This window comes from Erythrobacter sp. HI0063 (assembly GCF_001635685.1).
Classification (GTDB): Bacteria; Pseudomonadota; Alphaproteobacteria; order Sphingomonadales; family Sphingomonadaceae; genus Qipengyuania.
Window position 1 is genome coordinate 16,371 of record NZ_LWFF01000204.1, and the last position, 21,205, is coordinate 37,575.

The 21,205-nt window shown below is 63.3% G+C and carries 22 protein-coding genes; 10 read left to right on the forward strand and 12 right to left on the reverse strand.

Annotated features, from left to right (window positions below; genetic code table 11):
- Positions 1–21: 21 nt before the first annotated feature.
- Positions 22–720 carry a nitroreductase gene (locus tag A3736_RS06660; protein WP_067680731.1) on the forward strand — a complete coding sequence of 233 codons (699 nt, stop codon included), beginning with the start codon at positions 22–24 and terminating at the stop codon, positions 718–720.
- Positions 721–726: 6 nt separating this feature from the next.
- On the forward strand, positions 727–1,497 hold the full coding sequence (locus tag A3736_RS06665; protein WP_067680734.1) for a hypothetical protein: 771 nt from the start codon (positions 727–729) through the stop codon (positions 1,495–1,497).
- Between the two features lie 3 nt (positions 1,498–1,500).
- Here the strand turns inward: A3736_RS06665 and A3736_RS06670 are convergent, their stop codons facing one another.
- The 5 genes from A3736_RS06670 to A3736_RS06690 all read right to left on the reverse strand — a co-directional run bounded on the left by A3736_RS06670 (position 1,501) and on the right by A3736_RS06690 (position 6,616).
- Positions 1,501–2,103 (reverse strand): SOS response-associated peptidase, encoded by a 603-nt coding sequence (locus A3736_RS06670; protein WP_067680738.1) that lies wholly within the window; start codon positions 2,101–2,103, stop codon positions 1,501–1,503.
- 26 nt (positions 2,104–2,129) lie between these two features.
- Positions 2,130–3,332, reverse strand: coding sequence for a type III PLP-dependent enzyme (locus A3736_RS06675; protein ID WP_067680743.1), 1,203 nt, complete (start codon positions 3,330–3,332; stop codon positions 2,130–2,132).
- A 156-nt stretch (positions 3,333–3,488) separates the two neighbouring features.
- Positions 3,489–4,661, reverse strand: coding sequence for a carboxynorspermidine decarboxylase (locus A3736_RS06680; RefSeq protein WP_067680746.1), 1,173 nt, complete (start codon positions 4,659–4,661; stop codon positions 3,489–3,491).
- Positions 4,661–5,401 (reverse strand): class I SAM-dependent methyltransferase, encoded by a 741-nt coding sequence (locus A3736_RS06685; RefSeq protein WP_067680749.1) that lies wholly within the window; start codon positions 5,399–5,401, stop codon positions 4,661–4,663. Before A3736_RS06685 ends, A3736_RS06680 begins: the two co-directional genes overlap by 1 nt.
- Positions 5,402–5,404: 3 nt before the next feature.
- Positions 5,405–6,616, reverse strand: a complete 1,212-nt coding sequence (locus A3736_RS06690) for a saccharopine dehydrogenase family protein (protein WP_067680752.1) — start codon at positions 6,614–6,616, stop codon at positions 5,405–5,407.
- A gap of 61 nt (positions 6,617–6,677) precedes the next feature.
- On the opposite strand from A3736_RS06690, the gene A3736_RS06695 reads away from it, so the two are divergent.
- Both A3736_RS06695 and A3736_RS06700 read left to right on the forward strand, forming a co-directional pair.
- The gene (locus A3736_RS06695) at positions 6,678–7,661 is read left to right on the forward strand and encodes a threonine/serine dehydratase (RefSeq protein ID WP_067680755.1); all 984 of its coding nucleotides are present in this window, start codon (positions 6,678–6,680) and stop codon (positions 7,659–7,661) included.
- Positions 7,662–7,709: 48 nt separating this feature from the next.
- Positions 7,710–8,153, forward strand: coding sequence for an MAPEG family protein (locus tag A3736_RS06700; protein WP_067680757.1), 444 nt, complete (start codon positions 7,710–7,712; stop codon positions 8,151–8,153).
- A gap of 2 nt (positions 8,154–8,155) precedes the next feature.
- On the opposite strand, the gene trxB is transcribed toward A3736_RS06700, so the two are convergent.
- The 7 genes from trxB to A3736_RS06735 form a co-directional block, all read right to left on the reverse strand.
- Positions 8,156–9,142 (reverse strand): thioredoxin-disulfide reductase, encoded by a 987-nt coding sequence (gene trxB, locus A3736_RS06705; RefSeq protein ID WP_067680761.1) that lies wholly within the window; start codon positions 9,140–9,142, stop codon positions 8,156–8,158.
- 66 nt (positions 9,143–9,208) lie between these two features.
- Entirely contained in the window at positions 9,209–9,991 is a 783-nt protein-coding gene (locus tag A3736_RS06710) for a tyrosine-protein phosphatase (RefSeq protein WP_067680764.1), read from the reverse strand.
- Positions 9,992–10,037: 46 nt separating this feature from the next.
- A complete protein-coding gene (locus A3736_RS06715) occupies positions 10,038–10,706 on the reverse strand; it encodes a TIGR02281 family clan AA aspartic protease (protein WP_067680767.1) in 669 nt (222 codons plus the stop codon).
- A 64-nt stretch (positions 10,707–10,770) separates the two neighbouring features.
- Complete coding sequence (egtD, locus tag A3736_RS06720) at positions 10,771–11,769, reverse strand: L-histidine N(alpha)-methyltransferase (RefSeq protein WP_067680774.1); 999 nt, start codon at positions 11,767–11,769, stop codon at positions 10,771–10,773.
- On the reverse strand, positions 11,769–13,052 hold the full coding sequence (gene egtB, locus A3736_RS06725; protein ID WP_067680776.1) for an ergothioneine biosynthesis protein EgtB: 1,284 nt from the start codon (positions 13,050–13,052) through the stop codon (positions 11,769–11,771). Before egtB ends, egtD begins: the two co-directional genes overlap by 1 nt.
- 120 nt (positions 13,053–13,172) lie before the next feature.
- Positions 13,173–14,543: a class II 3-deoxy-7-phosphoheptulonate synthase gene (locus A3736_RS06730; protein ID WP_067680778.1), complete on the reverse strand. Its 1,371-nt coding sequence runs from the start codon at positions 14,541–14,543 to the stop codon at positions 13,173–13,175.
- 106 nt (positions 14,544–14,649) lie between these two features.
- A complete protein-coding gene (locus A3736_RS06735; RefSeq protein WP_067680781.1) occupies positions 14,650–17,604 on the reverse strand; it encodes a pitrilysin family protein in 2,955 nt (984 codons plus the stop codon).
- 132 nt (positions 17,605–17,736) lie between these two features.
- Here A3736_RS06735 and A3736_RS06740 point away from each other — a divergent pair, with 132 nt between their 5' ends.
- The 6 genes from A3736_RS06740 to A3736_RS06765 all read left to right on the forward strand — a co-directional run bounded on the left by A3736_RS06740 (position 17,737) and on the right by A3736_RS06765 (position 21,181).
- Positions 17,737–18,324, forward strand: coding sequence for a NifU family protein (locus A3736_RS06740; protein ID WP_067680783.1), 588 nt, complete (start codon positions 17,737–17,739; stop codon positions 18,322–18,324).
- Positions 18,325–18,355: 31 nt separating this feature from the next.
- Positions 18,356–18,964 carry a malonic semialdehyde reductase gene (locus A3736_RS06745; RefSeq protein ID WP_067680785.1) on the forward strand — a complete coding sequence of 203 codons (609 nt, stop codon included), beginning with the start codon at positions 18,356–18,358 and terminating at the stop codon, positions 18,962–18,964.
- Positions 18,965–19,019: 55 nt separating this feature from the next.
- Complete coding sequence (gene tsaB, locus A3736_RS06750) at positions 19,020–19,664, forward strand: tRNA (adenosine(37)-N6)-threonylcarbamoyltransferase complex dimerization subunit type 1 TsaB (RefSeq protein ID WP_067680786.1); 645 nt, start codon at positions 19,020–19,022, stop codon at positions 19,662–19,664.
- Positions 19,661–20,119 (forward strand): GNAT family N-acetyltransferase, encoded by a 459-nt coding sequence (locus tag A3736_RS06755; RefSeq protein WP_233999290.1) that lies wholly within the window; start codon positions 19,661–19,663, stop codon positions 20,117–20,119. The genes tsaB and A3736_RS06755 overlap by 4 nt, the downstream gene beginning before the upstream one ends.
- A gap of 118 nt (positions 20,120–20,237) precedes the next feature.
- Entirely contained in the window at positions 20,238–20,678 is a 441-nt protein-coding gene (locus A3736_RS06760) for a MucR family transcriptional regulator (RefSeq protein ID WP_067680788.1), read from the forward strand.
- 77 nt (positions 20,679–20,755) lie between these two features.
- Positions 20,756–21,181, forward strand: coding sequence for a Fur family transcriptional regulator (locus tag A3736_RS06765; RefSeq protein WP_067680791.1), 426 nt, complete (start codon positions 20,756–20,758; stop codon positions 21,179–21,181).
- Positions 21,182–21,205 lie beyond the last annotated feature (24 nt).

Below are 21,205 nucleotides of genomic sequence, written 5' to 3' on the forward strand. Positions count from 1 at the left end.
AGCGGCGGCTAGAGAACGGCCATGAGCGGAAACCCGAACCAGACCTACGCCGACATCGTCACCTCCCGCCGATCGATCCGCGGCTATCTCGACAAGCCCGTGCCGCGCGATCTGATCGAGGAGATCCTGGCGCTCGCCATGCGCTCACCCACCTCGATGAACACGCAGCCGTGGCATTTCCACGTCATCACCGGCGAACCGCTCGACCGGATCCGCAAGGGCAATACCGAGCGCATCCTTGCGGGCGAGCCCGACAGCCGGGAGTTCCGCCGGGGAGAGCCCTTCGCAGGCGTCCATCGCGAGCGGCAGATCGGCGTAGCCAAGCAATTGTTCGGCGCGATGGGGATCGAGCGTGACGACAAGGATGCGCGGCAGGACTGGGTGCTGCGCGGCTTTCGCCAGTTCGATGCGCCGGTCTGCGTGATCGTGACCTACGACCGCGAGCTGAGCGGCAGCGACGACACCGCCTTCGATTGCGGCGCGGTCACCACCGCGCTCGTCAACGCGGCCTGGTCGCGCGGGCTCGGCTGCGTCATCAATTCGCAAGGCATCATGCAAAGCCCGGTCGTGCGCGAACATGCAGGCATACCGGACGATCAGGTGATCATGAAAGCGGTCGCCATGGGCTGGCCGGACGAGGATTTCCCCGCCAACGCTGTGGTCAGCGAACGTAAACCCGTGGACGAGGCGGCACGCTTCGTGGGCTTCGAAGAAGGATAAGGCGCGATGGCCGAAACGATCGAACAATTGGCGGATGGGTTCTGGCGCATTGCCGGTGAAATGAAGATCGGCGGTGTGGTCGATTTCGGCACCCACGCGTCGCTGGTGCGGCTCGCCAACGGCAATTTCGTGTTCCTCGACAGCTATACGCTGCCGCCCGACCTGCATCGCGAGGTCATGGGATTGACGAAGGGCGCGACGATCGAAGCGATCCTCAATCTCCATCCCTTTCACACGCTCCATTGCGAATGGATGCACGCGGCGTTTCCGGGCGCGGCGCTCTATGGCACGGCGCGGCATCTCGAACGGTTTCCCGAACTGCCCTGGCAAGAGACGCTGTGCGAGGACGCGGCCTTGGCGGAGCGGTACGGAGCCGATTTCGCCTTCTCTACGCCCGAAGGCGTGCCGCTCGTGTGCTCGGACGAGAGCGTCCATTTCTCGTCGGTCCTCGCCCTCCACCGCGCGAGCGGGACGCTGCATGTCGACGACACGCTGGTCTATCTCGACAAGGGCCCTCCGCTTTCCCTGCTGCCGATGAACCGGCGGCTCGGCTTCCATCCGACACTCGAGAAGGCGCTTTACCCCGAGGCCGGGGCTGCCGACCAATTCCGCGAATGGGCGATCGCGCTGGGAATCGATTGGGCCGAAACGCGCCGCATCGCCGCTGCGCACAATGCCGTGCTGGAGTTGGACAGCGGGGAATTTCCCGACCTGATCGGAGCGGCGCTGGGGCGGGTCAAGCCGGTGCTCGACGCGCATCGCCGCACCTACGGATAGGGCTTAGCGCTTGGTCCACGCCTCGTCGGTTCGGTCCATCGTCAGTTCGCCGCGCCACGGTACGCACAGTTCCCGCGCCGCTTTGGGCGAGGCATCGGTCCAATGCGCCCAGTCATCCCTCGCCAGCAGCACCGGCATGCGATCATGGCATTCGGCGGCCAGTCCGGCGGCGTCGGTCATGATCATGGAATAGACGTCGCCCCATTCGTCGCTCGATCGCCAGAGACCCGCCACTGCGATGATCTCCGCATCGGGTCGCGCGAACCATGTGCGGGTCTTGCCGCCCTTCGGCCCCTCCGCTTCCGCCCAGGCGGTGAGCGGGATCAGGCAGCGCCGTTCTTCGAAGCTGTAGCGCCAGAAGAAGCTGTCGAGCTTGTCGGTGCGCGTGTTGTTGACCGGGCGGGGTTTCAGCGTCTGACCGGCCTTGCCCTTCAACTGCAGGGGGAAGCCCCAATTCATCGAGCGAACGCGGCCCTCGGCGACGACAGGCCCCGGATAGCCGGGATAGACCTCGCTGCCGAAATTCGCGCCGCCGACAGCGTCCACGGCATCGAACCAAAGCGCGACCTCGTCGACATTCCTGGTCATGCGATAAAGATTGCACATGACCCGACCCTGCCGCGCGGCGCGCTCTACCGCAAGCTCACCACGTTATCGCTCGCCACGCGCGTGCGGCTGCCGTCGTAAAGGCTGGCCATGGGCTCGTCCTCGACCACCACGTGCCGCGTCGCGCCGAAGCCGTTGAAATCGGTCTTCATCGCCGCGCCATAGGCGCCGAGCATGCCGATCTCGATATAATCGCCCGCCTGGATGTCGGACGGCAGCGGGAACGGGCCCTGCATGTAATCCGCATCGTCGCAGGTCGGGCCGTAGAAGGCGAAGTCCATTTCGGGCTTGATGAGATCGTCTTCCAGCGCGCGGACCGGGAATTTCCACGCCACATGCGCGGCATCGAACAGCGCGCCATAGGCACCGTCGTTGATGTACAATTCCTCGCCCCGGCGCTTTTCGACGCGCACGATCAGGCTGCTGTATTCCGCACACAGCGCACGACCGGGCTCGCACCACAATTCGGCGTTGTAGGCGATGGGGAGCGCATAGAAGTGCTGGTGGATCAACGCGAAATAGTCTTCAAGCGGGGGCGGTTCGAGCCCCGGATAGACGCTCGGAAACCCGCCGCCGACATCGATCATGTCGATCACGACCGAAGCCTCGGCAATCGCGGCGCGCGTGCGGTCGAGCGCCTGCACATACGCGAAGGGCGTCATCGCCTGGCTGCCGACATGGAAGCATACGCCCAGCCAGTCCGCATATTGCCGCGCCTCGCGCAGCAGGGTCGGCGCCTCGGTCAGGTCGCAGCCGAATTTCGATGCGAGGCTCAATTCGGAATATTCGCTGGAGACGCGCAGACGGATGCAGAGGCGCAGGTCGCGCGCCGCCGTGCCGTCTTCCGTGCGGGTCGCCGCGACGATCTTCGCCAGCTCTTCGGAGGAATCGAGGCTGAACGTGCGGACGCCGTGTACGAAATACGCTTCGCGGATTGCACCGGGGGCCTTGATCGGGTGCATGAAGCACAGCACCGCATCGGGCAGCAGACCGCGGACCAGCCGCACTTCGGCGATCGAGGCGACGTCGTAATGCGTCACGCCATTGTCCCACAATACGCGAATGAGATCGGGCGAGGGATTCGCCTTCACCGCATAGAGCGACTTGCCGGGAAACTTTTCGACGAAGAACCGCGCCGCCCGCGCCGCTGCATGCGGCCGGTTGAGAATGACGGGCTCGTCCGGCGAAAAGGCGCGAACTACAGACCGGGCGTCAGGAAAATGCGGCAATTCAAGGGACCCCCAAAACGGTTAGGTTTCAGACAAGGCTGCCTTGCGGTTCGAGTCCCCTTGGGGCAGCGGAGCGGCGCTTCTAGGGACTGCGCCATGAACTGCAAGTGAAATCCGCGAAGCGGCAACTCGCAGGAGTGCAGGGATTCAACGCTGTCAGGAAAGACGGTTCCGAAATTCCTCGTAACCGAATTCGCGCACCAGTTCGAGCTGGTCGCTTTCGCTGTCCCACAGCCAGATGGACGGAAGCGGCACCCCGTTGAACGTGTTGGTCTTCACCATCGAATAATGTGCCTGGTCGAGGAAGGCGACCCGCTGGCCCGGCTGGTTGGGAACGGGCAGCGAATAATCGCCGATCACGTCCCCTGCGAGGCAGGACGGGCCGCCAAGCCTGACGGGCGCCTCGCCCGGCTGTTCGCCCAGCATCGCGGGGCGGTACGGCGCTTCGATCACGTCGGGCATGTGGCAGGTGGCCGACACGTCGAGAATCGCGAAGGGCACTTCGTTCGTGCCGTTATCGAGAATGGTGCCGACGAGAATGCCCGCATCGAGCGCCACGGCCTCGCCCGGTTCGAGATAGATCTCGGCGCCCGAATCCTCCTTCGCATCCTTCAGGAATTCGACCAATTCGTCGCGCTGGTAATCGGCGCGGGTGATGTGATGGCCGCCGCCCATATTGATCCATTTCAACTGGCCGAACCACGGCTCGATCGCGTCGAACACCTTGTCCCAGGTCCGATGCAGCGGCTCGAAATCCTGCTCGCAAAGATTGTGGAAATGGATCCCGTCGATCCCCTCCATCATTTCGGGCGTCAATTGGTCGATCGGGAAACCGAGGCGGCTGCCCGGGCTAGACGGGTCGTAGCGCGGTACCTCCCCGGTGGGGACCTGCGGGTTGATGCGCAGGCCGACATCGAAATCCTGCCCCGCCGCACGTGCATTTTCGAGGATCAGCGTGGCGCGCTCGATCTGCTGCGGGGAATTGAAGATGACGTGATCGGACAGGCGGATGACCTCGTCGAGGTCTTCGGGCTTGTAAGCCGCGCAATAGGTGCTGATCTCGCCATCGTAGAATTCGGACGCCAGCCGCGCTTCGTAAAGGCCGGAGGTGCAGACCCCGTCGAGATATTCCCCGACGATCGGCGCGGCGGAAAACATGCTGAACGCCTTCAGGGCGGACAGCATCTTGATATCCGCCGCGTCGCGAATGTCCGCCAGCACCTGACAATTCGCGCGCAGCTTCGCGGCGTCGACGACGAAAGCGGGGCTGTCGACGCGGTTCAGATCGAATTGGGCGAAAGCCCCCGGATCGCCGGCTCTGGTTTCCATCAGTCTTTGTACCCCCACACCCCGAACATCAGATCGGCGAGATAAATCCCCTCAATCGATTGCTCTTTCTCAAGCTGTTCGAGCAATTCTTCGTATTCCTGGCGGGATAACAGCGATGCTGCGTCGATCCGCGATTTCGACATTCGCAACATATCCGCAAGCGGATACGGATTGTCGGGAGTATGGGTCAACACTGCGGTGCGCGCATTGCGCCGGGTCAAACCCGCCTCGTCGAACATTTCGAAAAGCTTAGGCCCCAGCCGGGTCTGCGCTCCTTCATGTTCCAGCATGGCTTGAGCAAGGTCTCTGCCACGATCAAAGGCAGGATGATTGTGGTTGCCGGAATAACGAAACGCGAAGTCGTGTTCGTGTGCGATAAAAACGCCGCCGGGCTTCAGGTGCTCGGATAACGCTTTCACCGCCTCCAGCGGATTTGGGAGGTACATCAGCACTCGCCGCCCGAACATTGCATCATATCTACCAAGGTCTTCAGGCAAAGCAGTAAGATCTATCTGGCGGAACTTCACATTTGCAACGCCCCTCGCCTCGGCCTCGGCTCTCGCATTTTCGATCGATTCGGGGCCGCTATCGACGCCCGTCACCGAACCTTCGGAGCCGACGATCTTTGCCAGTTCGAAGGTGACAGCCCCCGAACCACAACCGAAATCGAGAACGGCTGCGCCTTTTTTTATCCCGATGGATCGAAGAATCCGACGCGTGAAATCACCGCCGATGTCCACCGACTAGAAATCCACCGGCCCGTCGAGCTCCTTGACCTGCCAGGGCAGACCGTGATCGTTGAGCATGTCCATGAAGGGATCGGGGTCCATCTGCTCCATGTTGAAGACGCCATCGCCTTCCCATGTGCCCTGCACCATCATGGCCGAGCCGATCATGGCAGGCACGCCGGTGGTGTAGCTGACCGCCTGATTGCCGGTTTCCTCGTAAGCCTTTTCGTGGCTGCAGATATTGTTGATGTAGAAGGTCTTCTCGCCCGAACCGTCCAGCGCCTCGCCGGTGGCGATGACGCCGATATTGGTGTTGCCCTTGGTCGTCTCGCCCAGCGTTTCGGGCTTGGGCAGCACGGCGGCGAGGAACTGGAGCGGGATGATCTCCTTGCCCTGATACTTGACCGGATCGATCCGCGTCATGCCGACATTCTGCAGCACGGTCAGATGCTTGATATATTCATCGCCGAACGTCATCCAGAAGCGCGCGCGCTCCAATTCCGGATTGAACTTGGCGAGGCTTTCAAGCTCCTCGTGATACATCATGTACATGTTCTTCTTGCCGACCGCCTCGAAGTCGAACTCGACCTTCTTAGCCATGGCGGGCGTCTCGACGAATTCGCCGTTTTCCCAGTGGCGGGCAGGCGCGGTCACTTCGCGGATATTGATCTCGGGATTGAAATTGGTGGCGAAGGCCTGGCCGTGATCGCCGCCATTGCAGTCCAGAATGTCGAGCTGGCGGATGCTCTTCAGCTTATGCTTCTTGAGCCACATGGTGAAGACGCTGGTGACCCCCGGATCAAAGCCCGACCCGAGCAAGGCCATCAGCCCCGCTTCCTTGAAACGGTCGTGATAGGCCCACTGCCAGTGATATTCGAACTTGGCCTCGTCCTTGGGCTCGTAATTCGCCGTATCGAGATAATCGACGCCCGCCTCGAGGCAAGCATCCATGATCGGCAGGTCCTGATAAGGAAGCGCCAGATTGACGACGAGGCTGGGTTCGATCTTGCGGATCAGATTGACCATCGCCGGGACTTCTTCGGCGTCGATCTCATAGGTCGCGACATCGACGCCGGTGCGCTCTTTCACGCTCTTTGCAATGCTGTCGCATTTCGATTTCGTGCGGCTTGCAAGGTGGATGTCCGAAAAGATGGCCTTGTTCATCGCCATCTTGTGGACGCACACGCTGCTGACGCCGCCCGCGCCGATTACCAGGACTTTCGACATTTTGCGCTTCTCCGTATTCGAATCTTGCCGGCTCCCTAGCGAAATGCGCTAGGTGCGCCAAATGATCCAAAGCGAAGATTTGCCCGTCGCCCCCGTTTCCGAGCAGATGCCGACCCGTGTCGGCGTGCTGGCCGCCGCACGCTCGATCGCCGAAATCCTTCCGCCGACACCCTTGCTCCCCGTCGAAATCGGCGGTGTTCGCTGCCATGTGAAGGCGGAGAGCCTGCAACCGATCGGCGCTTTCAAGATCCGCGGCGGATGGTGGCGGCTCGCCAACCTTTCCGACGAGGAGCGCGCGCGCGGCGTGGTCGCGGTGTCGAGCGGCAATCACGCGCAGGGCGTCGCCTGGGCGGCGCGACGGTTGGGGATCAAGGCCACGATCGTGATGCCACGCAACGCGCCCCAGGTGAAACTGGACGCGACGCGCGCTTTGGGCGCCGAGATCGTGCTGTACGAGCGCCCCGGCGAGGACCGTGACGAGGTTGCAGCCCTATTGGTCGAGGAAAGCGGCGCGACGCTGGTCCATGCTTTCGGGGATCCGTGGGTGATCGAAGGCCAAGGCAGCGCGGGCGTGGAAATCGCATCTCAGCTCGGCCAGACGCCCGATCGCATCCTCGTATGCTGCGGCGGCGGCGGCCTTGCGGCGGGGCTGTCGCTCGCCTGCCCCGACAGCGCGATCCATGTCGTGGAGCCGGAAGGCTGGGACATGGTCGGAAAAGCACTGGAAACAGGCGAGATCGTGCGCGTCGGCGACAATCCGCCCTCCACCATCTGCGACGCACTCCAGCCCGATGCTACCAAGCCGATCAATCTCGCGGTCCTGAAGGATCGCGCCGAACCAAGCGTAACGGTGACCGATGCCGAAATCCGCGCAGCGCAGCGGTTCGCCTTTTCCAATCTCAATCTTGTCGTCGAACCCGGCGGCGCGGCGGCGCTGGCAGCGGCGCTCGCGGGGAAAGTGCCGCCGAGCGAAAACTCGGTAATCATGGTCACCGGCGGCAATTGCGACCCGGCGCGGTTCGCCGAAACTCTCACCAGCGATTGACAGCCCTTCGCGCGGCCCTAGTTTCGCGCGCAACAGGGAGAAAATTCAATGCAGGCTCAAATGCTCGCACCCGCCGCCGTGCTGGTCGCCTGGTCGCTGGTCATGCTGTTCTGGATGGCGTTCACGCGTCTGCCGGCGATGTCCAAGGGCGGAGGATTGAAAAACGCCAAGCCCGGCGGGCGTGGCCAGGATCTCGAAGGCGTGATTCCGGACAGGATCAATTGGAAGGCGCATAATTACGCCCATCTGATGGAACAGCCGACGGTCTTCTACGCCGCCGTGGTCATCATCGCGATCATGGGCCCCGGTGCGCTCGATCCGGTGTTCGCCTGGATTTATGTCGCGATCAGGATCGTGCACTCGATCTGGCAGGCGACCGTCAATATCGTCTCGGTGCGCTTCCTGCTGTTCCTGCTCTCGACGCTGGCGCTTATCTGCCTCGCCTGGCGCGCGGTGGCGCTGACGCTGTTCGCGGACCCAACGCTGCTCTAGCGCTACTCCGCCGCTTCCACCTCTTCCACATGACCGTCGAGCTCGATTTCGAGCCCGGCCAGGAAGCGTTCGGCGTCGAGCGCCGCCATGCAGCCCGTGCCCGCCGCAGTGACGGCCTGGCGATAGGTGTGGTCCATCACATCTCCGCAGGCGAAGACGCCGGGGATTTCAGTGCGCGGCGTACCAGGTTCGACAACGACATAGCCGCCATCGTCGAGCGGCAGCTTGCCCTTCACCAGCTCGGTGGCAGGTGCATGGCCGATCGCGACGAAGGCACCATCCACCTTCAGGTCGCTGCTCGACCCGTCGACCGTGTCGCGCAGTGCCAGATGCGTGAGCCCGCCCGCCAGCGGATCGCCTTCGAATCGCTCGACCGCCTTGTTCCAGAGAACGGTGATCTTGGGATGCTTCAGCAGCCGGTCCTGCAGGATCTTCTCGGCGCGCAATTCCTCGCGGCGGTGGATCAGCGTCACGTCGTCGGAATGATTGGTGAGGTAGAGCGCTTCCTCGACAGCGGTGTTGCCGCCGCCGATCACGGCCACCTTCTTGCCGCGATAGAAGAACCCGTCGCAGGTCGCGCAGGCCGACACGCCCTTGCCGCCCAGTTCCTGTTCGCCCGGAACGCCGAGCCATTTCGCCTGCGCGCCCGTAGCGATCACCAGCGCATCGCCGATATATTCGTCCCCGCTGTCGCCGATTGCGCGAAAAGGGCTGCCGTTTTCGAGATCGATCTCGACGATCGTGTCCCACAGCATCCGCGTGCCGACATGTTCGGCCTGCGCCTTCATCTCTTCCATCAGCCAGGGGCCCTGCACCACGTCGCGAAAGCCGGGATAATTCTCGACATCGGTGGTGATCGTCAGCTGTCCACCGGGCTGGAGGCCCTGGACCACGATCGGCTCCATCATAGCCCGCGCGCCATAGATCGCGGCGGAATAACCCGCCGGGCCGGAACCGATGATGAGGAGCTTGGTGCGATGGGTAGCCATGAAAAATCTCTTACGAAGGTCTGTCGAAGTGTCTGGGCCGCTATATGGGAAGCGGGGCCGCTCTTGTCACGTCAGGTAGCGCTCGCGAAGCGCTTCGCGCAATGCATCGTCCACACCTATCTCGGCTTCGAGCCAGGCGTCGAGCGATCCGTATGACTCGTTCACGATCGCATGGAAGCGGTCGAGATAGTCGCCATGCACTTCCAGAAGCGCACGAATGCCCTCCTCGTCCAGCGTACGCCCAAGGCGCGCCTCGATCCCCGGCACGGACTGGCGGCGCAGCACATCGATGGTCGGCGCGTCGTTGGTGCGCAGGAATTCGGCGCGCTGGTCCGCCTCGCTAACGCCGAGAATGTGCAGGACGAGCGTCGCCGCGATGCCGGTGCGGTCCTTGCCCGCAAAACAGTGGACCAGGCTCGCCCCGTCGCGCTCCACCAGCGCGCGCAGATACCGCGCAAACATGGTCTGCATCGCCGGATTGACGGGCATGCGGGTATAAACCGCCAGCATGCGCTCGCGCGCGAATTCGGCAGTGGTGGTCTCGGGCGTGATGTCCATATGCGGCGGGCTGGAACTGGTCTCGCCTTCGTAGAACAGGACGTCGCCGTCCCACCCCTCGACCCGACGGCAGGGATTGCGCGCGCGTTCGCCCTCCCCCCGCAAATCGATCACGGTGCGGATGTCGAGCGCATCGATGGCGGCGAGATCGGCGTCGCTCGCCTCGACATGCTGACCGGAACGGTAGAGCAGGCCGGTGCGGACCTGTCTGCCGTCTGCTCCGAGCCAGCCGCCGAAATCGCGGAAATTGTGGATGCCTTCGGTGATGAGAAAGGGATCGGGATTCTGCATGGGTAGCGCGTGGCAGGTCGAAGCCGCGCGGACAAGCGCAGCGCGCCTATTCGCCCTCGCCGCGATCCTCTTCGTCCGGAACCAGGATCAGCGTGTTGTCCTCCACCCGCCAACTGGCGAGGCGCGACAAGACGTTCATTCCCAGCACATTGGTGCGGCCCAGATTGGGCGCGATCACCACGTCGATCCCGCGCGCCTCGACATTACCGAAGCTTAGGGATTCGGCGCTGGAGATGGAGGCGTTGATCGGGCCATTGGCAGTGGTGATCCGTACGGGAATGCCGCCCCGGCGCGCTTCCAGCCCCGCCGCGGCGGCGACGTCCTGCGACACGGCGGTCACTGTCGCGCCGGTATCGACGAGGAAGTTCGCGGGCACGCCGTTCAATTCGGCTTCCAGCCAGAAATGTCCGTCAGGCGAGAGCGGCACGCGCGTCTCCCCGCCCGCGACCACCTGTTGGGGCAGGCCGAGTTCGGGCACGGCGATGTCGAGGCGCGGATCCATGCGGGAAAGCTGCAGGACGACCGTCACCAGCACTCCCACCAGGGCGAAAGTCGACGCAGTGCGGACCAGACGCCCGCCCGGAACGCGATTGCGCACCAGCATCGAACCGATCCACCCGCCGACCATCGCGGCGAGCGCGATCATCAGCAGCTCGAAACGCGGGATGGCGCGCACGATCTCGGCAATGGCATCGAAAGCGGCGGAGAAATCCATGCCCGTTTCTTAGCCCTTTTCGCCTGCCAGAACTCTGAACGAAGACCGCGTTATAATGGAGCGATCAGGGCGCGTTGCGGGGCTCGGTCGCTTCGGCGAGAATCAGCGAGAAGCGCTTCTTGCTGTCGCGCCAGCGCTTGCGCGGCGACCAGCCGGCTGCCTGCAACAGGAGATGCGAGCTGCGCCGGGTGAATTTGTGGCTGTTCTCGGTGTGAATGCTCTCACCCTCGGCCATCTGAAACGACCGACCGGAAACTTCGAACGCGATGTCGCGCGTGGCGACAAGGTGCATCTCGACCCGAGCCATTCGGTCGTTCCAGCGCGCCTCGTGGCGCATGGCGTCGAGCGGGATCGTACCGCCGAGTTCGCGATTGATCCGGCGCGCAAGATTGTAGTTGAATTCCGCCGTCACGCCGCCCGCATCGTCATAGGCGGCTTCGAGCACGTCCGGATCCTTCACCAGATCCATCCCGATCAGCAGCATGGGCTGTACCCCGTGATCGGCCTGCAAGGTCGCCCGCATCGATCGCAGCAGATCGACCGCAGTGCGCGGGACCATGTTGCCGATGGTCGATCCGGGGAAAAAGCCGAGCTTGGGCAGGCTATGCACCGCGCGCGGAAGATCGACCTCGCGCATGAAATCGGCTTCTATCGGATACACCGGCAGACCCGGAAACTTGGCCGAGAGATCGTCCGCCGCCTGGCGCAGGAAATCGCCCGAGATATCGAGCGGGACGTAAGCCGCCGGGTTGATCGCGTTGAGCAGTAGCGGCGTCTTGACCGAGCTGCCCGATCCGAATTCCACCACAGCCCGATCCTTGCCGATCGCTTCGGCGAATTCCGCGCCGCGCCGGGTCAGGATCTCGGTTTCGGCGCGGGTCGGGTAATATTCGGGGATTTGGGTGATATCCTCGAACAATTGCGAGCCGGCTTCGTCGTAGAGCCAGCGGGCGGGTATCGCCTTCTGGTCGTAGCCCAGCCCGTCCAGCACGTCCGCGCGGAAAGCCCGGTCGACTCCCTGTTCGTCCAGATCGACGAGCGCGATGCCCCCTTCGCTTGCCATCAGATATCCTTTGCGAGCCTTAGGCCGGTGAATTGCCAGCGTTGATGCGGGTAGAAGAAATTGCGGTAGGAACTGCGCGAATGCCCCCGCGCGGTCGCGCAGCTCGCCCCCTTGAGGACGAACTGACCGCTCATGAACTTGCCGTTATATTCGCCCACCGCGCCTTCGGCAGGCTGGAAACGTGGATAGGGCAGATAGCCCGATCGCGTGAATTGCCAGCAATCGCCGAACAGATTGGTGCCGCCAACGGGAAGCGGCGGCGCGGCGCAATCCAGCTGATTGCCACCTGCTGGATCGTGCGAGGCCGTTTCGCCTTCCTGACCACGCGCAACCGCTTCCCATTCGAACTCGGTCGGCAGGCGATGGCCCGCCCAGCTCGCATAGGCATCGGCTTCGTAATAGCTGATATGCGTGACAGGCGCGTTCGGGTCGCGCTCTTGCCAGCCGGAATGGGTGAAGTGGCGATCCCCTTTCCAATATGACGGCGCGCGAACGCCGTTTTCGTTGACCCAGCCCCACCCGTCCGACAGCCAGAGCGCGGCGGTCTCGTATCCGCCATCGGCGATGAAATCCGCCCATTCGCCGTTCGTTACGAGCCGATCGGCCAGAGCGAAGGGTTCGAGCAGAACGCGGTGGACCGGGCCTTCATTGTCGAAGGCAAATCCGCCCGTCTGATGGCCGATCTTGGCGATTCCGCCGGGATGGCTGTGCCAGCCCAGATCGGATGCACCCGTTTCCGGCCCTGCACCATCGCTCGGCCACATCGCCGGGCCCAGCGGGTTCTGGAACAGGGCGTGCTTGATATCGGTCAGCAGCAATTCCTGGTGCTGCTGTTCGTGCGCGATGCCGAGGCGGATCAGCGGCTCGTGCTCGGGGTTTTCCAGCAGAACGTCCATCGCCTGCGTGACATGCGCGCGATAGGCGAGGATCTCGTCCAGCGTCGGGCGCGAAAGCATTCCGCGGGAAAAGCGCGCGATCCGCTCGCCTTCGGCCTCGTAATAGCTGTTGTGGATGAAGGGCCAGCGTTCGTCGAACAGAGTGTAGCCGGGCGCATGTTCGCGCAGCAGAAAGGTTTCCCAGAACCAGGTCGTGTGCGCCAGATGCCATTTGGCGGGCGAGGCATCTTCCATCGACTGGATCGTCGCGTCCGCATCGCTCAGCGGCTCGACCAAAGCCTCGCTCAGCGCGCGTGTGCTGGCGAAAGCACTGGCCAATTCAGGCGCGCTATCAGGCGCATGGGCGCCCCGGATATCCGGTTGGGAACGGGTCTGGATATGGGCCATGCTCGTGCCCCCTTCGCATATCTGCGCCCGCGGGATTCGCACGGGCCGCCGCCTACATGGCGAACGGAACCCGAACGCGAAAGGGAAAGCACGGATTTTCTTCGCGAACCTTAACCTGTGTTAAGCGGCGGCGCGGCGCTCCGCCTCCTCCTCGTTCAACATCTCCGCAAGCAGGAAGGCGAGTTCGAGCGATTGCGCCGCATTCAGGCGCGGATCGCAATGGGTGTGATAGCGATCGCCCAGCGCATCGTCGGTAATGGCGACCGCGCCGCCGACGCATTCGGTCACGTCCTGACCGGTCATCTCGACATGGATGCCGCCGGGATGCGTCCCTTCCGCGCGGTGGACCGCGAAGAAATCCCTCGCTTCGCGCAGGATGCGGTCGAAGGGCCGGGTTTTGTAGCCGCTCTCCGACTTGACGACGTTGCCGTGCATCGGATCGCAGCTCCACACCACCGGGTGCCCTTCCCGCTTGGCGGCACGCACCAGCGGGGGAAGGCCCGCTTCGACCTTCTCGTGCCCGAAGCGCGCGATCAAAGTGATCCGCCCCGCCTCGCGATTGGGGTTCAGTGTGTCGAGCAGGCGGAGCATCGCATCGGGCTCAAGGCTCGGCCCGCATTTCATTCCGAGCGGATTGCCGATCCCACGCGCGAATTCGATATGCGCGCTGCCATCGAAGCGCGTGCGATCGCCGATCCAGACCATATGCGCGCTGGTATCGTACCAGTCGCCGGTCAGGCTGTCGCGCCGCGTCAGTGCCTGCTCGTAAGGGAGCAGCAGCGCCTCGTGGCTGGTGTAGAAGCTGGTGCGCTGCAATTGCGGCATGGTTTCGGGGTCGATCCCACACGCTTCCATGAAGTCGAGCGCTTCGCCGATGCGGTCGGCCACGTCCTTGAACTTGTCCGCCCACGGGCTGCGGCCCATGAAATCGAGCGTCCACTGGTGGACCTGCCGCAGATTGGCGTAGCCACCGCCTGCGAAGGCGCGCAGCAGATTCAACGTGGCGGCGGCCTGCGAACAGGCGCGCACCATGCGCTGGGGATCGGGCGCGCGACTGGCGGCGTCGAATTCGATGCCGTTGATATTGTCACCGAAATAGCTCGCCAGCGTGATACCGTCCTGCGTTTCGGTCTGCGCGCTGCGCGGCTTGGCGAACTGGCCCGCCATCCGGCCGACCTTCACCACCGGGCGCTTGCTGGCAAAGGTCAGGACGACCGCCATCTGCAACAGCACGCGGAAGGTATCGCGAATATTGTTGGGGTGGAATTCGGCGAAGCTTTCGGCGCAATCGCCGCCCTGCAACAGGAACGCCCGCCCTGCCGCGACCTCGGCCAAGTCCGCCTTGAGCGCGCGCGCTTCTCCGGCGAACACGAGCGGCGGGTGCGAGGCCAGCGCCTCTTCCGCTGCTGCCAGCGCGGCGGCATCCTCGTACACGGGCAGATGCCGCGCTTCGGCCTGCTTCCAGCTATCGGGGCTCCACGCCTCTGTCATCGTATCGTCCCTCACATCAGGTTTGGCCTATTACGCAAGACCAGTGCACCCCGTGGCGCAAACAGGTTTTGCTTGGCCAGCCCAAAAGCCCGATTGCCGTGATCGGTTATCGGCCCTTCGGACGCGAGGCGAGCGCCTGTCCCTCGGGGATCACCGCCAACCGCCAGCCTTCGCGCCCACCGAAATATTTCTGCGCCAGCGCCTGCATCGCCTGGGGGGTGGTGCGCGAATAATCGTTCAGGAGCGAGCGCAGTAGCGCGATCCGCCTTGGATCCTGCGTGCTGCCTTCGAGCTGGAACAGCCAGAACAGATTTCCCGTCGAAGCGCGCGAGATATACTGACGCAGCGGCTCGGTAACGCGCTCGAGTTCGTCCGCGCTCGGCGGTGTCGTCGAAAGATCGCGCGCGATCCGGTCTGCCTCTTCGAAAAAGATCGGCACGTCCTTGGGCTGCAATTGCGCGAGCGCGCTGATCCGTCCGCCCCCGTCGATGTCGTTCGGCCATTCGCTGCGCACATTGGGCGCATAGCTGGCACCGGCACGCTCGCGCATCGCATCGAGCAATCGGTTGTTGAACACTTGGACGAGGATTTCGAGCTGGCGCGATTCCCGCAGGTCCGTCACGCCGCCCCCGCTCGGCCAGGCGATCACCGCCGCCGCCTGATTGGCATCGCCGCGATGATACAGCACTTCGGTCTCGCCCGCTTCGGGAAAACCGGGAATGCGCGCAGTGACGTCCGGCGACAGCGCACTGCGCGGTTCCAGCGCGCCGAAGCTCTTCGCCAAAGCCTCGACCGCCGCGTCGCGTTCGAAATCGCCGAAGACCAGCACTTCGATCGGACCCTGCGCAAGGATAGGCTCCCAGAACGCGCGGAAACCTTCCGGCGTCGCCGCTTCCAAAGCCGCCAGATCGGGCGTCGCATAGCGCGGATCGCCATCGCGGATCAGACTGTCGAGATCGCGACCCAGAACGCCTGCCGGGCTGGTCGCATAGCTTTCGTAAGCCAGCCGCGCCGCCGCCTTGGCGCGCAGGACCGGGTTCGGATCCCAGCGCGGCACCGCCAGCTTCGCGGCAAACAGGTAAAGCTGATCCGCAAGATCCTCCGCACGGGTCTGCGCGAAGAAGGTGAAGCCGCCCTCGTCGATACCGAAATCGAAGCCCATCTTGCGGCCCGTCGAGATGCGATCGAGTTCGTCCTGGCCGAGTTCGCCGACACCCGAACCGACAAGCGCCATCTGGCCGAGCCTGGCATAGACCGCATCCTCCGGCCCAACGGCGCGATATCCGCCGCCGAAGCGAACCTTTACCGCCACGCGGCCCGGTTCCGCGTCGTTCGACCACAGGATCGTCTTGACCCCGTTCGCAAAGTCGACCCGCTCGATATCGAGCACGCCGATCGGCTGCGCGGAAGCGACCTCGCCCGGCTCGCCGATGGCAGGCTGATCGGCGAAGGAGATCTCGCTTGCCGTGACGCGGGCGCTCGCATCCGGCTCGACCGGCGCGGACAATGCGGCGCGCAACGCGGCGGCGTCCGCCTCGCCGGTGGCAGGCGTGGTATAGGAAGCGCGGATCACTGCGCCATCGAACAAGGCGCGAGTGTGATCGAGGATCTGTTCGGGCGTAATCGTATCCTTCATGCCGCGGAACACCGTCAGCACGGTTTCGGGCGCGGCGACCGCTTCGCGAATGTCGACGGCCTGAACGATATCGTCGGCAAGTCTGCCACCGGCGAGCACGGCACGTTCTTCCACCGAGCTGACGAAGACCTGCTCGAATTCGGCGATTTCGCGCGCCAGCTCTTCCTCGCTCGGCGGGGTGGCGAGGGCATCGGCGATGACCGCGCGTACATCGGTCAGCGCGCCGCGCCAATCCTCACCGATCGGCGCGAAACTGACGAAGGTCGCATCGGTCGAACGGCTGACATCGTCCTGCTGAACCTGGGCGTAAAGATAGCTGCCTCCGCCTCGTGCTCGCGCTTCGAGCCGCCGATTGATGAGCTGTTGCGCCAGCGAATCGCGCAGCAGGCCCTGATTATAGGCAATCGTGTCCTGCACCGGACGCCAGGGCCGCAGGACCGCATACGTGAAGGACCGCGGCAGATCGGATTCGACCGTTACCGAGGTCTCGCCCACCGGATTGGCCGGATCGGCTCCTACGGGCGCGACCGGATCGCCGAAATCGGGAGCAGCCACGGCCTTGCCGCTGCCCTTCCATTCGCCGAACCACTTCTCGATTTCGGCGGCGAGGATCTGCGGATCCATGTCGCCCACCGCCACAATCACGGTGTTCTCGGGCCGATACCAGCGCTTGTAGAAGTTAGACACGCTGCGACCGCGCGCCGCGCTCAAGGTTTCCAGCGTTCCGATCGGGCTGCGCGTGGCAAGGCGTTGTCCGGCGAACAGTGTCTTGCGCGTCGCATCGCCGCTGCGCTGCGCTGCGCCGCCCCGCTCCCGCATTTCGGCGAGCACGATCGGCACTTCGGCGCGCACATTCGCATCGCTCAGGACAGGCGCGCGCACCATGCCCGACAGCAGTTTCATGCTCTCGTCGAGCTTCGCCGCATCGATATTGGGGAGGTCGAGCTTGTAGACGGTGTGGGTCGGCGTGGTTTCGGCATTGGTATCGCTGCCGAAGGTCGCGCCAAGCCGCTGCCATGTCGGGATCGCCTGGGCCGGCCCCAGATATTTGCTTTCGCGGAACAGCATGTGTTCGAGCAGATGGGCATAGCCCCGCTCCTTGTCGCTTTCATGAAGCGAACCGGCATCGATACGAACGCGAATCGAGACCTGATCGGGCGGCACGCCGTTGCGGCGCACCGCGTAGCGCAGGCCGTTCTTCATCTTGCCGAACAGCCATTCGGGATCGCGCGGCACATCGCTGCCCTCGTAGATCCACGGCGTCTCGTCTCCGGTCTGAAGCGCAATCGGATCGTGAAGCGCGACCGCACCGCTCGCAGGCGCAGTTGCCACGGCGGATGGCTGCGCCGCCGCATGCGGAACGGCGAGAGCGGAAAGAGGGGCGAGAAAGGCGAGGCGCCGGAATGCGCGCGCGATGAATGTCATGTTGCCTCTATAGGGATTGCGGCGCTGAAGCGCGAGTGAATGCCCGATAATTCCGATAGAGCGCGCGCGAATTGTCCCTTGCCAGCCAGCTCCGCCTTGTAGGCGCTCCGCCTCCTGCCTATCTCGACAGCCATGTTCATAGAGACCGAAACCACGCCCAATCCCGCCAGCCTCAAATTCCTTCCCGGTCGCCCGGTGATGGATAACGGCACGCGCGAATTCTCCGATCCCGAAGCCGCCGAAGCGAGCCCGCTGGCCCAGGCAATCTTCGATACCGGCGACGTGGTGAACGTGTTTTTCGGCAGCGATTTTATCACCGTCACCGCCGCACCCGGCGTCGACTGGACGGACCTGAAGCCGATGGTCCTGTCGATCCTGCTCGACCATTTCGTCAGCGAAGCGCCGTTGTTCGTGGCAGCGCCCGGCACGGCCGGGGGCTTCTCGGTCCCTCCCGAAGAGGAGGCGATGCTGGTCGAGGACGATCCCGTTAATGCCGACATCGTGGCCCAGATCAACGAACTTCTCGAAACCCGTGTCCGCCCTGCGGTCGCCGGCGATGGCGGAGACATTCGCTATCGCGGATTCAAGGACGGGATCGTCTATCTGACCATGCAGGGCGCCTGTGCCGGCTGCCCGTCTTCCACAGCGACGCTCAAGCACGGGATCGAGGGGCTCTTGAAGCACTACGTTCCCGAGGTCGAAGAAGTTCGCGCCGCCTGAGCGCACCATCCTCCAGTTACGAGGTTCATCCATGCCCAAGCAGTTTCACGATACGCATTTGTCCGACGATGCGCTCGACCAGATTTTTCGCGAAGCGCGCAGCTATAATGGCTGGCTCGACAAGGACGTCTCGGACGAACAGCTTCACGCGATTTATGAATTGATGAAGATGGGGCCGACCTCTGCCAATATGCAGCCCGCGCGGATCGTCTGGGTCAAGTCGGACGAAGCGAAGGCGAAGCTTGTCGAATGCGTGTCCGACGGCAACAAGGACAAGGTGAAGGCTGCGCCCGTCACCGCGCTGGTCGGCTACGATATCGACTTTCACGAGGAACTGCCCTGGCTGTTTCCGCACACCGACGCCAAGAGCTGGTTCGAAGGTGACGAGGAAGGGCGCAAGGAAGGCGCCTTCCGCAATTCCGCGCTGCAGGGGGCCTATCTGATTATCGCCGCCCGCGCACTCGGCCTCGATACCGGCCCGATGTCCGGCTTCGATGTCGAGGCAGTCGAAAAGGCGTTCTTCGCCGACGATCCGAAGCATAAGGTCAATTTCATCTGCTCGATCGGCTATGGCGATGCGGAGAGCATTTTCGAGCGCAGTCCGCGCCCGGATTTCGACAAATTCACGCGTATAGCCTGACCGGTCTCGCGACGGTGCCTTGAAGCCTGCCCCCGGCTGAGGCATCGCGCATTCGATGCAAACCGATAAGCGATTACTGGCGATCGAATGCGCGACCGAAGCGTGTTCGGTCGCCCTTTTCGAAGATGATGGCATGCAACTGCTCGATCATCGCCACGAAACGATCGGGCGCGGCCATGCCGAGCGCCTGATACCGCTGATTGCCGAATTGCCGGATCGGGGCCGCGCGGCGCGCATTCTCGTCTCGCTCGGCCCCGGCAGCTTTACCGGAACCCGGATCGGCCTCGCCGCCGCGCGCTCGCTTGCGATCGCCTGGGGTGCCGAAGTGTTCGGATATCCGACGCTGGCACTGATCGCTGCGATGGCCAGGAGCTTTGACGAAAAGCGCGATATTCTCGTCGCGATGACCGGCGGGCATGGGGAGATCTTCGTCCAGCCCTTCGCCGCCAGCGGAGAGCCGATCGAGAGCCATTCTTCGCTGGCTCCCGAAGCTGCAGCGGCCCGGTTCGACATCGATCTGGTCGCGGGAGCGAAAGCATCCATGCTGGTCGAACAGCGCGGCTTCGGCGAAGCGCACGACATCCTTCCCGATGCGCGGTACGCAAACGCGCTGCCGCAAGCACTGTTCACCGACAGGCTCGCCCCGATCTACGGCAGAGCACCCGACGCGAAACTCCCGCAAGGGAAGCTTCGCTCGTGACCACGCTCGATCAGATCATGGCAGTCATGGACGAAGCGTTCGAGCCGCATTGGGGCGAAGCCTGGACTCGCTCACAAGTCGCCAATTCTCTCGCCATGCCGCACACCTATGCGCTGATTATCGACAGCACAGGCAGCCTCACCCTTACGGCGGGCGTACGGGAGCCTGCGGGTTTCGCGCTTATTCGCCGTGCGCCGGGAGAGGAGGAATTGCTGCTTATCGGAGTGCGCCCCCGGTTTCGCCAGCACGGTCTTGGCCGAAAGCTTCTCGAAGCCTTTTTCAGCCAGGCCCGCCAGTCCGGTGCCGATCGCGTGTTTCTGGAAATGCGGGCGAACAATCCGGCGCGCGGTCTCTATGCAGCACTCGGCTTCGAACAGATCGGACGCCGTCCCGATTATTACCGACTGGGCGACGGATCGCGCATCGATGCGATAACTTTCGGCAAAAGCGTCTGATTTTGGGACTTTAATCGTTCCTTTAGGTAAAAGGCTACAGTTTTTGTGTCGAAACCGGTTGTTCGACTGGACATTCACTATATCGAGGGTCTAGGGGCCCAAAAAAAGGAGAAAATCCATGGAAGATTTCCAGACCGACATGTCGGAAACGCTCATCACTCTCACGTCGGACATCGTTGCGGCACATGTTGCCAACAACAATGTCGAAGTCGCCGACGTCCCTACGCTGATCGAAACCGTCTATTCCGCTCTTTCGGGCCTCGGCGGCGAAAAGCAGCAGGAAGAAGAACGCCCTGAGCCGGCGGTGTCCGTCCGCGCTTCGGTCAAGCCCGATTACATCGTCTGCCTAGAAGACGGTAAGAAGCTGAAGATGCTCAAGCGCTATCTTCGCACCAATTACGACATGTCGCCGGAAGAATACCGCCAGCGCTGGGATCTTCCGTCCGACTATCCGATGGTCGCTCCGAACTACGCTGAAAAGCGCCGCGAACTCGCCAAGCAGATCGGTCTCGGCCGCAAGCCCGGCCAAAAGCGCGGCCGCAAGAAGAAAGTCGACTGATCATACAGGTCTTCGACTTGAGCCAAACGCCCCGCCCCCCTATGGGTTCGGGGCGTTTTGTTTAGCCGGAGCCAGTCTTGCCGCATCGGATCGATCTCGAACAGCTTTGCGCCGACAAAGGTCTGCGCATCACCGAACAGCGCCGCGTCATCGCGCGCGTCCTGTCCGACGCGGATGACCATCCCGATGTCGAGATGGTGCATGAACGCGCGAACAAGATCGATCCGGGCATTTCGATCGCCACCGTCTATCGCACGGTGCGCTTGTTCGAAGAGGCCGGCATTCTCGACCGGCACGATTTCGGTGACGGCCGCTCGCGCTACGAAGCTGCGCCCGAAGCGCATCACGACCATCTGATCGATGTCGAGACGGGCAAAGTGGTCGAATTCGTCGATCCCGAACTCGAAGCCCTACAGAAACAGATCGCGGAAAAGCTGGGATACCGCCTCGTCGATCACCGTATGGAGCTTTACGGCGTTCGTCTGGAACGCGACGAGAAGTGAGCGAGGCGCCGGTGGATAAACCGG

Bases quoted from the DNA above. Each gene is read 5' to 3' on its own strand.
- tsaB (WP_067680786.1), top strand. From the start codon at position 19,020: ATGCAAACCGATAAGCGATTACTGGCGATCGAATGCGCGACCGAAGCG.
- A3736_RS06735 (WP_067680781.1), bottom strand. From the start codon at position 17,604: ATGACATTCATCGCGCGCGCATTCCGGCGCCTCGCCTTTCTCGCCCCT.
- A3736_RS06665 (WP_067680734.1), top strand. From the start codon at position 727: ATGGCCGAAACGATCGAACAATTGGCGGATGGGTTCTGGCGCATTGCC.
- A3736_RS06710 (WP_067680764.1), bottom strand. From the start codon at position 9,991: ATGCAGAATCCCGATCCCTTTCTCATCACCGAAGGCATCCACAATTTC.
- A3736_RS06695 (WP_067680755.1), top strand. From the start codon at position 6,678: ATGATCCAAAGCGAAGATTTGCCCGTCGCCCCCGTTTCCGAGCAGATG.
- A3736_RS06660 (WP_067680731.1), top strand. From the start codon at position 22: ATGAGCGGAAACCCGAACCAGACCTACGCCGACATCGTCACCTCCCGC.
- A3736_RS06715 (WP_067680767.1), bottom strand. From the start codon at position 10,706: ATGGATTTCTCCGCCGCTTTCGATGCCATTGCCGAGATCGTGCGCGCC.
- egtD (WP_067680774.1), bottom strand. From the start codon at position 11,769: ATGGCAAGCGAAGGGGGCATCGCGCTCGTCGATCTGGACGAACAGGGA.
- A3736_RS06700 (WP_067680757.1), top strand. From the start codon at position 7,710: ATGCAGGCTCAAATGCTCGCACCCGCCGCCGTGCTGGTCGCCTGGTCG.
- egtB (WP_067680776.1), bottom strand. From the start codon at position 13,052: ATGGCCCATATCCAGACCCGTTCCCAACCGGATATCCGGGGCGCCCAT.
- A3736_RS06680 (WP_067680746.1), bottom strand. From the start codon at position 4,661: ATGGAAACCAGAGCCGGCGATCCGGGGGCTTTCGCCCAATTCGATCTG.
- A3736_RS06745 (WP_067680785.1), top strand. From the start codon at position 18,356: ATGCCCAAGCAGTTTCACGATACGCATTTGTCCGACGATGCGCTCGAC.
- A3736_RS06740 (WP_067680783.1), top strand. From the start codon at position 17,737: ATGTTCATAGAGACCGAAACCACGCCCAATCCCGCCAGCCTCAAATTC.
- trxB (WP_067680761.1), bottom strand. From the start codon at position 9,142: ATGGCTACCCATCGCACCAAGCTCCTCATCATCGGTTCCGGCCCGGCG.
- A3736_RS06730 (WP_067680778.1), bottom strand. From the start codon at position 14,543: ATGACAGAGGCGTGGAGCCCCGATAGCTGGAAGCAGGCCGAAGCGCGG.
- A3736_RS06760 (WP_067680788.1), top strand. From the start codon at position 20,238: ATGGAAGATTTCCAGACCGACATGTCGGAAACGCTCATCACTCTCACG.
- A3736_RS06670 (WP_067680738.1), bottom strand. From the start codon at position 2,103: ATGTGCAATCTTTATCGCATGACCAGGAATGTCGACGAGGTCGCGCTT.
- A3736_RS06690 (WP_067680752.1), bottom strand. From the start codon at position 6,616: ATGTCGAAAGTCCTGGTAATCGGCGCGGGCGGCGTCAGCAGCGTGTGC.